The 12142-nt window shown below is 55.5% G+C and carries 17 protein-coding genes; 10 read left to right on the top strand and 7 right to left on the bottom strand.

What is annotated here, in order from left to right:
- Positions 1-3: 3 nt before the first annotated feature.
- Positions 4-429 carry a molybdenum cofactor biosynthesis protein MoaE gene (locus E3E28_RS03800; RefSeq protein ID WP_342764501.1) on the top strand — a complete coding sequence of 142 codons (426 nt, stop codon included), beginning with the start codon at positions 4-6 and terminating at the stop codon, positions 427-429.
- A gap of 96 nt (positions 430-525) precedes the next feature.
- Complete coding sequence (locus tag E3E28_RS03795; RefSeq protein WP_167914078.1) at positions 526-1452, top strand: SPASM domain-containing protein; 927 nt, start codon at positions 526-528, stop codon at positions 1450-1452.
- Here the strand turns inward: E3E28_RS03795 and E3E28_RS03790 are convergent.
- Positions 1449-2369 carry an Lrp/AsnC family transcriptional regulator gene (locus tag E3E28_RS03790; RefSeq protein WP_167915187.1) on the bottom strand — a complete coding sequence of 307 codons (921 nt, stop codon included), beginning with the start codon at positions 2367-2369 and terminating at the stop codon, positions 1449-1451. The genes E3E28_RS03795 and E3E28_RS03790 overlap by 4 nt on opposite strands.
- A gap of 64 nt (positions 2370-2433) precedes the next feature.
- On the opposite strand from E3E28_RS03790, the gene E3E28_RS03785 reads away from it, so the two are divergent.
- From E3E28_RS03785 to E3E28_RS03775, 3 genes are read left to right on the top strand one after another with little or no spacing between them, the layout of a single operon-like run.
- Positions 2434-2922, top strand: coding sequence for an adenosine-specific kinase (locus tag E3E28_RS03785; RefSeq protein ID WP_042692162.1), 489 nt, complete (start codon positions 2434-2436; stop codon positions 2920-2922).
- Positions 2923-2962: 40 nt separating this feature from the next.
- On the top strand, positions 2963-3514 hold the full coding sequence (locus E3E28_RS03780; protein ID WP_167914077.1) for an XTP/dITP diphosphatase: 552 nt from the start codon (positions 2963-2965) through the stop codon (positions 3512-3514).
- Positions 3515-3573: 59 nt separating this feature from the next.
- Positions 3574-4026: an Lrp/AsnC family transcriptional regulator gene (locus E3E28_RS03775; RefSeq protein ID WP_167915186.1), complete on the top strand. Its 453-nt coding sequence runs from the start codon at positions 3574-3576 to the stop codon at positions 4024-4026.
- Between the two features lie 73 nt (positions 4027-4099).
- Here E3E28_RS03775 and E3E28_RS03770 read toward each other — a convergent pair whose 3' ends face one another.
- Together E3E28_RS03770 and eno are read right to left on the bottom strand one after the other, a co-directional pair.
- Positions 4100-4927 carry a radical SAM protein gene (locus E3E28_RS03770; RefSeq protein WP_167914076.1) on the bottom strand — a complete coding sequence of 276 codons (828 nt, stop codon included), beginning with the start codon at positions 4925-4927 and terminating at the stop codon, positions 4100-4102.
- 268 nt (positions 4928-5195) lie between these two features.
- Positions 5196-6488, bottom strand: coding sequence for a phosphopyruvate hydratase (gene eno / locus E3E28_RS03765; RefSeq protein WP_167914075.1), 1293 nt, complete (start codon positions 6486-6488; stop codon positions 5196-5198).
- Positions 6489-6570: 82 nt separating this feature from the next.
- Between eno and E3E28_RS03760 the strand changes: the two genes are divergently transcribed.
- The 3 genes from E3E28_RS03760 (at position 6571) to E3E28_RS03750 (ending at position 7924) form a co-directional block, all read left to right on the top strand.
- Entirely contained in the window at positions 6571-6879 is a 309-nt protein-coding gene (locus E3E28_RS03760; protein WP_167914074.1) for a hypothetical protein, read from the top strand.
- An 83-nt stretch (positions 6880-6962) separates the two neighbouring features.
- Positions 6963-7634, top strand: coding sequence for a deoxyribose-phosphate aldolase (deoC, locus tag E3E28_RS03755; protein WP_167915185.1), 672 nt, complete (start codon positions 6963-6965; stop codon positions 7632-7634).
- On the top strand, positions 7631-7924 hold the full coding sequence (locus E3E28_RS03750; protein ID WP_167914073.1) for a family 4B encapsulin nanocompartment shell protein: 294 nt from the start codon (positions 7631-7633) through the stop codon (positions 7922-7924). The genes deoC and E3E28_RS03750 overlap by 4 nt, the downstream gene beginning before the upstream one ends.
- Here E3E28_RS03750 and E3E28_RS03745 read toward each other — a convergent pair.
- Both E3E28_RS03745 and E3E28_RS03740 read right to left on the bottom strand, forming a co-directional pair.
- Entirely contained in the window at positions 7921-8520 is a 600-nt protein-coding gene (locus E3E28_RS03745; RefSeq protein ID WP_167914072.1) for an ECF transporter S component, read from the bottom strand. The two genes, E3E28_RS03750 and E3E28_RS03745, sit on opposite strands and share 4 nt — an antisense overlap.
- 40 nt (positions 8521-8560) lie before the next feature.
- Positions 8561-9898, bottom strand: coding sequence for an ornithine aminotransferase (locus E3E28_RS03740; protein ID WP_167915184.1), 1338 nt, complete (start codon positions 9896-9898; stop codon positions 8561-8563).
- A 183-nt stretch (positions 9899-10081) separates the two neighbouring features.
- Between E3E28_RS03740 and E3E28_RS03735 the strand changes: the two genes are divergently transcribed.
- Positions 10082-10333, top strand: coding sequence for a hypothetical protein (locus E3E28_RS03735; RefSeq protein WP_167914071.1), 252 nt, complete (start codon positions 10082-10084; stop codon positions 10331-10333).
- Positions 10330-10548: a hypothetical protein gene (locus tag E3E28_RS03730; protein ID WP_167914070.1), complete on the top strand. Its 219-nt coding sequence runs from the start codon at positions 10330-10332 to the stop codon at positions 10546-10548. Before E3E28_RS03735 ends, E3E28_RS03730 begins: the two co-directional genes overlap by 4 nt.
- Here E3E28_RS03730 and trxB read toward each other — a convergent pair whose 3' ends face one another.
- Both trxB and E3E28_RS03720 read right to left on the bottom strand, forming a co-directional pair.
- Positions 10549-11541 carry a thioredoxin-disulfide reductase gene (gene trxB, locus E3E28_RS03725; RefSeq protein WP_167915183.1) on the bottom strand — a complete coding sequence of 331 codons (993 nt, stop codon included), beginning with the start codon at positions 11539-11541 and terminating at the stop codon, positions 10549-10551. It lies immediately after the preceding gene.
- A 67-nt stretch (positions 11542-11608) separates the two neighbouring features.
- Positions 11609-12142 (bottom strand): metal-dependent hydrolase, encoded by a 534-nt coding sequence (locus tag E3E28_RS03720; RefSeq protein WP_167915182.1) that lies wholly within the window; start codon positions 12140-12142, stop codon positions 11609-11611.

The raw sequence follows: 12142 nt of genomic DNA, 5'->3' as shown, positions 1-12142 counted from the left end.
GTCGTGAAGGTTAGGCTGACGAAGGAACCCTTCAGTGTTGATGAGGCGATAAAGCTTCTCCGCGTCCCGGAGAGCGGGGCCTACGTTGTCTTCCTTGGCCAGGTCAGGAACGAGAGTCACGAGAAGAAGGTTCACAAGCTCATTTACGAAGCCTACCCCGAGATGGCCGAGGCAGAGATGGCCAGGATAAGGGAGGAGGCACTGTCGCGCTTTCCGATTCTTGACATGCTCATCTGGCACCGCTACGGCGAGTTACCCGTTGGTGAGGACACGATTCTCATAGTGGCCAGCGCGAAGCACCGGAAAGAGGCCTTTGAGGCCTGTTCGTGGGCGATAGACGAGGTCAAGAAACGCGTCCCCGTGTGGAAAAGGGAAGTTACTGACGAGGGAACGTTCTGGATTGAGGGGGATAAGCAGGTTCCCGAATGACCTCTCCGTTTTTTGCATACTCTCTTGAATGGTTAGCAAAATCCGAATAGAAAAAGTATAAATATGGTTTTTCCTACCGTTATATGGTGAGCGGTAATGGAGAGGGCTGTTCATGCAGGTTCGGTGTTTCAGACCGTTCCGGCTCAGTCGGTGGTTAGTGTCGCCAAGCCTCCGTGGTCAAGTAAGAACCACAACGGTAAGCTTGAGAGGCTCATCCTCCAGATTGGCGCCGGTAAGGGGAAGTTCTCAGAGGTTGGAGGAATCCCCAGGTCCATCGGTTGCATTGGTAACAACAGGTTCATCCTCCGCAGGGAGCCGATGAGCCTTGAGAGAATGAAGGAGCTAATCCTTGAGTTCAGAAAACTCGGTGGAAAGGAACTCTGGCTGACCAACTACGACAACGTCGAGACACTTCTGGCCCTTGCGGTGTTTGCGAGTGAGCTTGAGTTCCCGGAGGTCTACGCCGTCGTCCTCATAGACGACCTCGACAAGGTTACTCCGGTTGAAGGCGTCAACTTCATTGCGGAACTCAGCTATCCGGAGCACACCCTCGACGAGCTCTCTGCGTACCCCTGGCTTCACGGTGCCCTTGTCATCGTTCCTCCTGAAGAGCTCCGCGCTGGTTCGTTCCTCGGTAACTTCAACGGTGAGGTCTACCTGGACGTTCTCTTCCCGGGTTCGGCCAGGGGGCTCAACTTCAACGTCATCGAGCTTCGCAGAATCTACAACCCCAGTGCAGAGCGCTACCACGACTGCCTTGCCGGAACCGTCGCCGTCACTGCCGAGGGCTACGTTCTGCCCTGCCCGCTCCTTAGGAACTACGTGGTGGGTGACCTTACCAGGATGACCCTCAAAGAGGCCGTCAGGAAAAAGAGGCTGAGGGCGTTCTGGAAGATGACCAAGGATAAGATAGGCGCCTGCTCCACCTGTCCCTTCAAGTACCTCTGCCACGACTGCAGGGCACTCGAGTACCAGGCAACAGGTGAAATAGACGGCATGGAGTATTGCCCGATGCTCCTCTAAAACTCGAGGATTGAGCGGTACCCGCTTCCGTCCTTCTTTACCATCCTCTGGAACGCGGTTTTCTTATTGTTGTCGTTAAGCTCCTTGAATGACTGTTCAAAGTACTCTATCAGGAGCTGTTCAACGTAGGCGCTGAACTCGAGCACCTTTCCGCCCATGTCCTCCTTCGAGGAGAAGAACCACTCGAGAAGGTAGCCCCTGCCCGGAAGGTAGCCGACCGAAATCTCGTAGTCCTTGAACTTTTCGAGGACTTCCTCCTTGAACTCGCTGGTTATTCCAATCACGCCCCTGTCGTGGACGTTCATGTCCACCATTGGAAAGAACCCTATCAGGAGCTTTTTCTCAAGGAGTCTGTTTATCATGTACCTTATGGTCGGTCTCGTCTTTCCGAGGCGTTCGGCTATCTTCTTCATTGGCGTTCGCGCATCCCACTTCAGGATATCCATCAGGATTGCGTAGTCGTAGCTTAACTCCCAGTCGCCCCACGCCTTGGGCTTCTCTGGTGGAGGGTAGGCCCAGACCTCGTAGTACTCGAAGTCGTCAGAGTACTTGGCGAGCATCTCGTCTATGTCCTTCACCTGGTCCTTCGGGACGTAGAATATTACGGAGAGCCCGTTCTTGAAGCCGAAGGCGGGATTAACGTAACCGATGAAGGGGTTCTGGGTCATTCTGAGGGCGACTTCAACCAGCCTATCCGCTGGAACGCTCAGAAATCCCACGAAGCTCTTCAGGCCGAGGAGCCTTATGTTGTAGGTTGCGCTCACAACCAAATATTTGCCGTAGTACCTGTCGTAAATCCTTTTCAACTTGTAATAATCCAACCCCTCAGCCGACGCTATCTTCCTGAGGCTTTCGAGGGGATACTTGCTCAGAAGCTCAACGAGGAACTCTATTTCATCCTCCTTTACACCGCCCATTATCGGCACCACCGGGGCGGAAAAAGTTATATCATTGGAGTATTAAATTCTTCCGGTGGTGCCCATGGTGAAGATTGAAGTGGTTGACATCGAAAAACCCGAGGGGGTTGAGGTCATAATCGGGCAGGGTAACTTCTCGATATTCACCGTTGACGACCTCGCGAGGGCCCTTCTCACGGCCGTCCCGGGAATAAAGTTCGGCATAGCCATGAACGAGGCGAAACCACAGCTTACCAGATACACCGGAAACGACAAGGAGCTTGAGGAGTTAGCGGCGAAGAACGCCGTGAAAATCGGTGCGGGCCACGTCTTCGTAATCCTCATGAGGAACGCCTTCCCGATAAACGTCCTCAACACCGTCAAGAACCACCCGGCGGTGGCGATGGTTTACGGTGCCAGCGAGAACCCCTTCCAGGTTATCGTTGCCGAGACCGACCTCGGACGGAGCGTCCTTGGAGTGGTTGACGGCAAGGCCGCGAACAAAATAGAGACCGAGGAGCAGAGGAAGGAGCGCAGGGAGCTCGTTCAGAAAATCGGCTACACCATCGACTAAACCTTTTAACCCCTCTTTTCTTCTCTTCTCCGGTGGTCTTATGAGGCTGGCGTTCATAACCTCCAACCCCAGCAAGGTTGAGGAAGCCAGAAAGTACTTCGAGCCCCTTGGAGTTGCGGTCTACCAGCTCCACTTTGAGTATCCGGAGATACAGGCCGACACCCTTGAGGAGGTTGCAGAATACGGCGCGAAATGGCTGGCTGAGAGAATTGAGGGACCCTTCTTCCTTGACGATTCGGGCCTCTTCGTAGAGGCGCTCAAGGGCTTCCCCGGGGTCTACTCGGCCTACGTTTACAAGACCCTTGGCTACAACGGAATCCTCAAGCTCCTTGAGGGGGAAACCAACAGAAAAGCTTACTTCAAGAGCGTCATAGCCTACTGGGACGGCGAGCTTCACATCTTCACAGGTAGGGTTGACGGCGAGATAACGACCGAGCCGAGGGGCAGTGGCGGTTTCGGTTTCGACCCGGTGTTCAAACCCGATGGATTCGATAAGACCTTTGCCGAAATGACAACCGAGGAGAAGAACGAAATCTCCCACAGGGGACGGGCGCTGAAGGCCTTTGCCCAATGGCTAAGGGAAAATCTTTAAATAAGCCTTCTCATCAACCTCATGCGATTGGAGTTGAATAGGTGACGAAGGGGGTCGCGATGACGGGCAACCTTGATGCCATCGACCTTAGGCTTTTGAAGGAACTGCGCGAGAACGCGAGGGAGAACATAGCGAGCCTCAGCAAGAAGCTCGGAATCCCGAGGACGACGGTCCACTACAGGATTAAGCGCCTCCTCGACGAGGGGATAATAGAGAAGTTCACGGTGAAGCCCAACTACAAGAAGCTCAACCTCGGAACCACTGCCTTCATACTCGCCAGATACGACCCCGACTCCGGCCTGACCCAGAGGCAGGTGGCCGAGAGGATAGCTTCCCTTGAAGGGGTCTACGAGGTGCACATCATAGCCGGTGAGTGGGACCTTCTCATAAAGGTCCGCGCCCCCAGCTCGGAGGAAGTCGGTAAAATAGTCGTTGACAAGCTCAGAGAGATTAAGGGAATCGAGCAGACCGTTACGATGGTGTCATTCGTTACGGTTAAGGAGGAACTCTGAGGCTTCTGAGGATTTGGGGCGATGATTGGCGTTCTCCTTTCTGATTTTGTGATGATGCGAGGTTTGATGAGCCCTACATAACACAGCACTCGTAGATTATCTCGACTTCTCTAACAGTTTTTGCCCACTCGATGACCTTCCTCGGTGGATTTGTCAGCCTGTCGACACCAGCCAAAACGGCCCCTCTGTCGAATTCCACGCGCCATCTTCCCATTGGGCGCATGCAACCTATGCTCAGCTCTCCATCAAAGCGGTCGCGCGCGTATTTAACCACCTTCAGGCTCTCCTTAACGCCCGGTTTCGGGACGTTCTCCATCTCCGTCCCCTTCGTCGGGATGAGAACATCCAGCACGAGGACGTCTATCGGGTACTGGGCGAGGAGGTCAATAGCGCGATACTCCCAGTGGATTCTTCCGAAGTCGAGGCCTATCGTTATGTGTGGCGCCACGCGAATTCCGTTTTCGGTGAGAAGTTCAACTATGCGGAGGTAATCCTCGACGGTTTTGTCTATCCTGTAAACGCGCTTTATGACATCGTCATCGCCGACGAAGTCGAGGGAAACCACGTCCACAAACTTGAGCCACTCCAAATCGCTCTCGTCTATGAAGCCGACGTGGGCGTTGAGCTTCAGGCTGGTTTTCCTCTTAATCTCCCTCAGCTCGTCCGCATATTTATCAATCGGCACCTTCAGGTGTGAATCCATTCCACCGCTGAGCAAACAGCCCAGACCGCCGGAGCGCTCGAGGTCGAGGCAGAAGTTCAGTAAATCCCTTCGCGTCGGCTTTTTCATGCCCTCAAGGTAGTGCCTCCCGCAGTGGGCGCAGTTGAGGGCGCAGTAGTTTCCGGTGAGCGAGATTGAGGGGAATTTGATTCCGGGAATGTAGATTTTTAGTTTCTTCATTTAACCCACCCCTGGGGGTTGTAGGGGGCGGAGCCCCCTCCGGTGTTTAAGATAGAAGGAAGGGTTTGGGAAACGTAGTTTCCCGATTTATGTGGGGCGAAGCCCCACCTTCGGGGGGAGGGGGTTAGCAAGGACGTGGGGGGTGAAACCTCCCGGTCCTGCGAGGGGAATTTGATGCCCGGGATGTAGATTTTGAGCTTCCTTTCTCTCTTCATCAAAGCACCCAAACGAAATGAGAAGAGAAGGGTTAAAACTCTAACTGGGCACTTCAGAGGAACGGGTTGTGGAACTTCTTGCCCGGGTAGTAGGCGATTCCCTCGAGCTCCTCCTCTATGCGGATGAGCTGGTTGTACTTGGCGTTTCTATCGCTCCTCGCCGGGGCGCCGGTCTTTATCTGGCCGGCGTTGATGGCAACGGCTATGTCCGCTATCGTTGAGTCCTCCGTTTCTCCGGAGCGGTGTGACACCACAACGCCGTAGCCGGCGCGGTAGGCGGTGTAGGCGGCGTCGATAGCTTCGCTGAGCGTTCCAATCTGGTTGACCTTGAGGAGGAGCGCGTTTGCCGCGCCAAGCTCGATGGCCTTCCTAATTCTCTTGGGATTGGTGACGAAGATGTCGTCGCCGACTATCTGTATCTTTCTTCCGAGCTCCTTCGTTATCTCGACGAAGCCCTCCCAGTCCTCCTCGTGGAACGGGTCCTCTATTGAGACTATCGGGTACTTGCTCACGAGTTCCTTGTAGAGCTCAAGGAGCTCTCCGCGGTCGTACTCCTTTCCACCAACGACGTACTTGCCGAGCTTCTCGTCGTAGAACTCGCTCGATGCGGGGTCAAGGGCGAAGGCTATCTCGTCGCCGACCTTGTAGCCGGTCTCCTCGATGGCCTCGGTGAGGAGGTCGAGGGCTTCGCTTGGCTCCTTGAGGGGCGGGGCGAATCCACCCTCGTCGCCGACGTTGACAGCGTTCTTGCCGTACTTCTCGGCTATGACCTTCTTGAGGGTGTGGTAGGTCTCGGAAACCCACCTTATGCCTTCCCTGAAGGAGTCGGCCCCAACGGGCATTATCATGAACTCCTGAAAGTCCAGCTCGTTGCCGGCATGTACACCTCCGTTGATGACGTTGCTCATCGGAACCGGCATGACGTAGGCGTTGGTTCCGCCGATGTACTGGTAGAGCGGAAGGCCGAGCGCGTTGGCGGCGGCCTTGGCAACGGCCAGAGAAACGCCCAAAATGGCGTTGGCGCCGAGGTTGCTCTTGTTCTCGGTACCGTCGAGCTCAATCATAAGCATGTCGATGTCCCTCTGCCAGGTGACGTCCATTCCGATGATTTCGGGAGCAATTATCTTGTTGACGTTCTCAACAGCCCTCCTGACGCCCTTTCCATGGAAGCGCTTTCCACCGTCGCGGAGCTCGACCGCCTCGTGGGTTCCGGTTGAGGCACCGCTGGGCACCGCGGCACGCCCAACGCTCACCGGGGTGTAGACCTCGACCTCAACCGTCGGGTTTCCCCTGCTGTCGAGGATTTCCCTCGCTATAACCGCCGTAATCTCGAACGGGTTCTCCATGCTAATCACCTCGGGTGATATTTTTCCTTCCCAAATATAAAGTTGGCGATGGGCTTTTAAACTGTCCAGCCGAGACGGGGGCATGGACTGGAAGAGGAAGCTCCGAGAGGATGGTTACATCGAGTTTGACGGCCTCAGAATCGAGCTGAGCCTCGACAACACCTTCATGGACATTGACTACATTCCAAGGGTTCTCGTCTACTCCGAGAAAACCGGGCGCTGGCACGTCCTCAGGAACCCCATCCCTAAGGGTAGAACGCTGGAGGAGGGCTGGGATAACGCGGTTAAGGTTCTTGATGCCATTGCCAAGGGAGAGCTCAAACCTGACCTTGGGGAGCCCGCAGTTGAAGAACTTCTCGTTCGGCTTTTAAAAGCCCTGGAAAGCCGTTAATGGGAGTTTTCCTCCGGGTTTTCTTTTGGGACAAGAGAAAACGCTAAATAGTCCTTTAAATCTACCCGCTTTAGGTGGTTGTTATGAACGCACGTGAGATTGCACGCTACATAGACCACACCAACCTCAAGCCCTACGCGACAAGGGAGGACATCATCAAGCTCTGCGATGAGGCGATTCAGTACGGCTTCTACGCCGTCTGTGTGAACCCTTACCGCGTCAAGCTCGCCAAGGACTACCTGCGCGAGAAGCAGGCAGACGTCAAGGTCGCGAGCGTCATAGGCTTCCCCCTCGGCGCGACGCCGACCGAGGTTAAGGTCTTTGAAGCTAAGAGAGCCCTTGAGGACGGTGCCGATGAGCTGGACATGGTCATCAACATAGGCGCGCTCAAGGATGGGGACTACGACTACGTGAAGCGGGACATAGAGGAGGTCGTCAAGGTCGCCCACGAGAAAGGTGCCAAAGTCAAGGTCATAATCGAGACCTGCTACCTCACCGAGGAGGAGAAGGTGAAGGCCTGCGAGCTGGCCAAGGAGGCCGGGGCCGACTTCGTGAAAACTTCCACGGGCTTCGGAACCGGGGGAGCGACGGTTGAGGACGTCAGGCTGATGAGGAAGGTCGTCGGCCCAGACATGGGCGTTAAAGCGGCCGGCGGAATCAGGACCTACGAGAAGGCCGTTGAGATGATTGAGGCTGGGGCCAACAGGATTGGCACGTCGAGCGGTGTAAAAATCGTCGAGGGTGCCCCGAAATGAGGCGGGCTGAAGAGGTTCGGGAAGTCGTTTTAAGGGCGATTGAAGAGCTCAAAAACGAGGGAATGAACCCCGACCTGATGCTCGCGGGTCCCGGGTTCATAGAGCATTCCCGGGATTTTCTCACCGGCCTCGGGCTCAAGATTTACCGCATAGAAGAGCTTGGCTACGATGCGGTCATAGCCGACTCGGCCTATCTCGGCCAGATAAAGAAGGCCTCCCGCAGGATTTCTGTTGAGCCGTTCCTTGAGGAGACGAGGGTTTGGGAAGAAATAGAGAAGCTCGACGTTTAGAGCAGGTCCATGACCTCTGGATACCTTTTCTTTATTGCGTTGGCCAACCCCGTGCCGACGATTATTCCCGTAACCGCCTGTACCAGGTTGCCCGGGAGCTCCGAATACGCCGCTGTGAAACCGAAGGCGTAGTACTCGAACAGGAAGTATCCCGAGACCATAAGGATTCCGCCTATCGTTCCTGCAACGACGAGACCGGCCGTTCCTTCAAGCTTCTGGGCGATGTAGCCGACTGCAAGACCCTCAATGCCCTTGATAATCAGTGTTATCGGTGCCCATCCGGGGTAGCCGGATATGACGTCCCCAAGCGCCGAGCCGACGCCTCCGGCAAATGCCCCTATAACTGGCCCGAAGAGCATTGCCACGAACATGACCATAGTATCGCCAAAGTTTATGTAGCCGTTAGTTGCCGGCACGGGTATGTTTACCACCTTCGTGGCGACGGCGACAAGGGCCGTTGAAATCCCCGCAACGGCAACGACGTTGACGCTCCTGAACTTCTCACGATTGAGCCAGATGTACAGTCCAAACAGGGCTATCGCCACCGCGAAGGCGTAGGGCGCGTACCTTGAGAGTTCAACGAGTGCCTCGTCCATTCAACCACCGGAATAGAAAAGGGGAAAGGGGTTAAAAACTTCACTTGAGGGCGGCCTTGAGGGCGTCCTCGAATATCTCCATCGCGACGTCGATTTCCTCCTTGGTGACGATGAGTGGCGGGATGAAGCGGATGCTGTTGTCGCCACAGCCGAGGAGAACGAGACCGCGCTTCGCGGCTTCTCCGACGATTCTGTCCCTGAGCTCGGGGTACTTCTCCTTGGTGTCCTTGCTCTTGACAATCTCAACGGCCTGGGCCAGACCGAGACCGCGAGCGTCTCCGATGACCTCGTAGTTCTCCTTGAGCTCCTCGAGTATCTTGTGGAGGTAGTCGCCGACCTCCTGGACGTGCGGTAGGAGCTCCTTGACAATCTCGACGACCTCTATTCCGGCGGCAATGGCAACGGGGTTGCCACCGAAGGTAGTTGCGTGCCTTCCGGGCTTGTCAAAGCTTATATCCTTCCTGTGGACGACACCGGCGAGCGGAAGTCCACCGCCGATGGCCTTACCGAACTGAATGAGGTCGGGCTCGACTCCGAAGTGCTCGATGGCCCAGAACTTTCCGGTCCTGCCTATGCCCATCTGAACCTCGTCGTCGGCGAGGAGGATTCCGTACTCGTCGGCGAACTTCTTGAGCTCCTTGAAGAAGTTCTTCGGCGGGACGACGTAGCCACCTTCACCCTGTATCGGCTCGAAGAATATCGCGCCAACCTCGTGGGGCGGGACGTGCCTGAAGACGTACTCCTCGATGAAGTCGAGAACGCGGTTTATGAGCTCGTCAGGCTCGTCGTAACCGTCGATTCCCCAGGTGTTCCTGTAGGGGTTCGGGTAGGGTATGTGGGTAACGCCCGGCATGGTCGGGAAGAAGCCGTCCTGCTGGACCCACTTGCTGGCGGTAAGGCTCAGAACGGCCTGGGTCCTCCCGTGGAAGGCGTGGTAAAACGCCAGGAACTGCTTCCTTCCGGTTCCGTACTTGACGAGCTTCATAGCGGCCTCGTTGGCCTCGGCACCGCTGTTGCTGTAGACAACTTTCTTCTCAAAGTCGCCCGGGGCGAGGCTCGTGAGCTTCTCGGCCAAAACAACGGCGTTTTCGTAGAAGAAGTCGGTGAGCGAGTAGTGGGTGAACTTCTCGGCCTGCTTCTTTATCGCCTCGACGACGCGCGGGTGGGCGTGGCCGACGTTTATGACTCCAACACCGCTCGCGAAGTCGTAGAAGACGTTTCCGTCAACGTCGTAAACCCTTATGCCCTCACCGCGCTCGATGACTATCGGAAGGTTTTCGGGGTCCTGGGTTGTAGTGGCGAGGTACTTGAAGTTCCTCTCGATTATCTCCTTGGCCTTCGGCCCGGGGAGTTCCTTAACGTTCGGTCTAACCACCATGTTAATCACCGGCCGAAGCTCAACGTTCGGCTATATAACTCTATGCTCAATGATGAACATCTTTGACCGAAAGTTTTTCGGGAACTTCATGGGAAGGCTGAACTCCGGAAGTCCTGGATGGCAGAAAACGGCAAACTTAATAAACTCGGAGAAGTGTGTCATTTCGGTGACTGCGTAGTGAGTTTGGAAGGGCAGAAACGCTTCGATGGCAGGGAGTTTGGCAGGATGTTTCTGGTCCTACTGTTCGTGAACCTTTTCATGTTCACCGTCGTTGAGTCCCTCCTTAAGGGAGAGGGTCTGGTTGAGGGTCTCTGGCTGTTTTTGAAGGTTCTACCCTGGGGAATTTTGATGGTCTTCCTCGTTGCCCTGACACTGGATAAGAGCCTCCTCTTCGAGGACGATGCGGAAAACTCTGAAATGGAGGTGTGGGAATGAGGAAGTGCCTTCTCCTTTTAATTCTGGTTCTGGCAATCACAATCATGGTTGGGGACGTCTCTATCCTGGATTTAATCCTGCTGGCTTTTCTGGGGTACGCATGTGGAGTGAGCGATTCGGTTCAAAACAAGGTTCGCGAGCCCTACATCATCGGCGATTCCAACGAAATCGTTTACCTGACGAAGGAAGAGCTAAAGAAGAAACTGGAGAGCTAATCACTCCCCGTTCTTCTCCCCCCACTTCTCGAGGAACTCCTTGGCGGAGTTCGCCGCAATGGCTCCTTGGCCGACCGCGACCGCTATCTGCTTGAAGACGTTGGTTATGTCGCCGGCCGCGAAGATGCCGGGAACCTTGGTGCGCATGTGCATGTCAACCGGAATGTAGCCGTAGTCGTCGGTTATGCCAAGGTGCTTGACGAAATCCGTTTTAGGCTCGTAGCCGATGAAGATGAAGACTCCATCGACCTTCATCTCCTTCTCCTCGCCGGTCTTGACGTTTTTGAGTTTCACGGCCTCGACCTTGTCCTTTCCGATTATCTCGGTGACGACGGTGTCGAGTATCGCCGGAATCCCACTCTCCTTGAAGCGGTCCTGCAGTATCTTGTCGGCCCTGAACTTGTCGCGCCTGTGGACGAGCGTTACGTCAACGCCGATGCTCTTGAGGTAGAGGGCCTCCTGAAGGGCCGTGTTTCCACCGCCGACGACGATGACCTTCTTGCCCTTGAAGAGCGGGCCGTCGCAGGTGGCACAGTAGGAAACTCCCCTTCCGGTTAGTTCCTCCTCGCCCGGAACCTTGAGCTTCCTTGGCGAGGCTCCGACCGCTATGATTATCGTCTTCCCGCGGTACTCCTTGCCGTTCTTGGTCTTCACGGTGAACTTGCACGGGCCCTCGTAGTAGGCGCATTCAGCGGGGTCAATCCTCTCGACCTCATCGAAGACTATATCGACGCCGAGCCTCTTGACGTGCTCGTGCATTCTGTTGGTCAGCTCCGAACCGCTGATTCCCTCAGGGAAGCCCGGGTAGTTCTCGATGAGGTCGGTCAACGCCATGTTTCCGCCCAGGTCCTTGCTGATAATCAGCGTGTCGAGGCCGAAGCGCTTGGCGTATATCGCCGCCGTAAAGCCCGCTGGCCCCGCTCCGATGATGAGGACGTCCCAGAGCTTCTTCTCATAATCACTACCGCGTGAGAATCCCCCAAGGCTGAACATCTCTCTCACCTCCGCGCTTTCCTAACGTGGGTTATTTAAAAGGATTGTTGCCCAAAAATGGGTAAAATTAAACCAGCTTGACCGAGCGGTCAAGGAGCAGGTGGAGCGTGTAGCCGAGGAAAGCACTTAAACCGACGAAGATTCCCTCGCCGGTTGACATGTTCAGGCCGTAATCGACCAAAAGGAACGCGAGAAGTCCGTAGATTCCCGCGAAGAGTAGCGAGTGGACGATTCCCCTGTGCTTGGGCATGAGCCACGTGAAGGCGTACCACGCGACGAGCCCCCCTATGGCACCCGCGACCCATGAGACAACTGGATTAATCCACGCCGGGTTCATGTGCACAAAACCCCTGGCCCAGAGGAAAACCGCGCTACCAACCGCGACCCCCACTATGGGCTTTGTCCCCCGGTGTATCAGCGCGTCCGGGTGGTCCATGTCGGGTAAATCGCTTCCCAGGACGTAGAACGCGTATCCAAGGATTAGCGCCGTTGAGGTTAACTCAATCGGTAGCTTGGCGTAAACCTTCAGGAGCTCGCCGATGAGCACCGCTATTGGGTAGGTCACTATTCCGCTGAGCACGTGGGTATCGTAGTTCGGCAA

The organism is Thermococcus sp. 21S9 (genome assembly GCF_012027635.1).
Lineage (GTDB): Archaea > Methanobacteriota_B > Thermococci > Thermococcales > Thermococcaceae > Thermococcus.
This window is presented reverse-complemented; position numbering and strand designations above follow the sequence as displayed.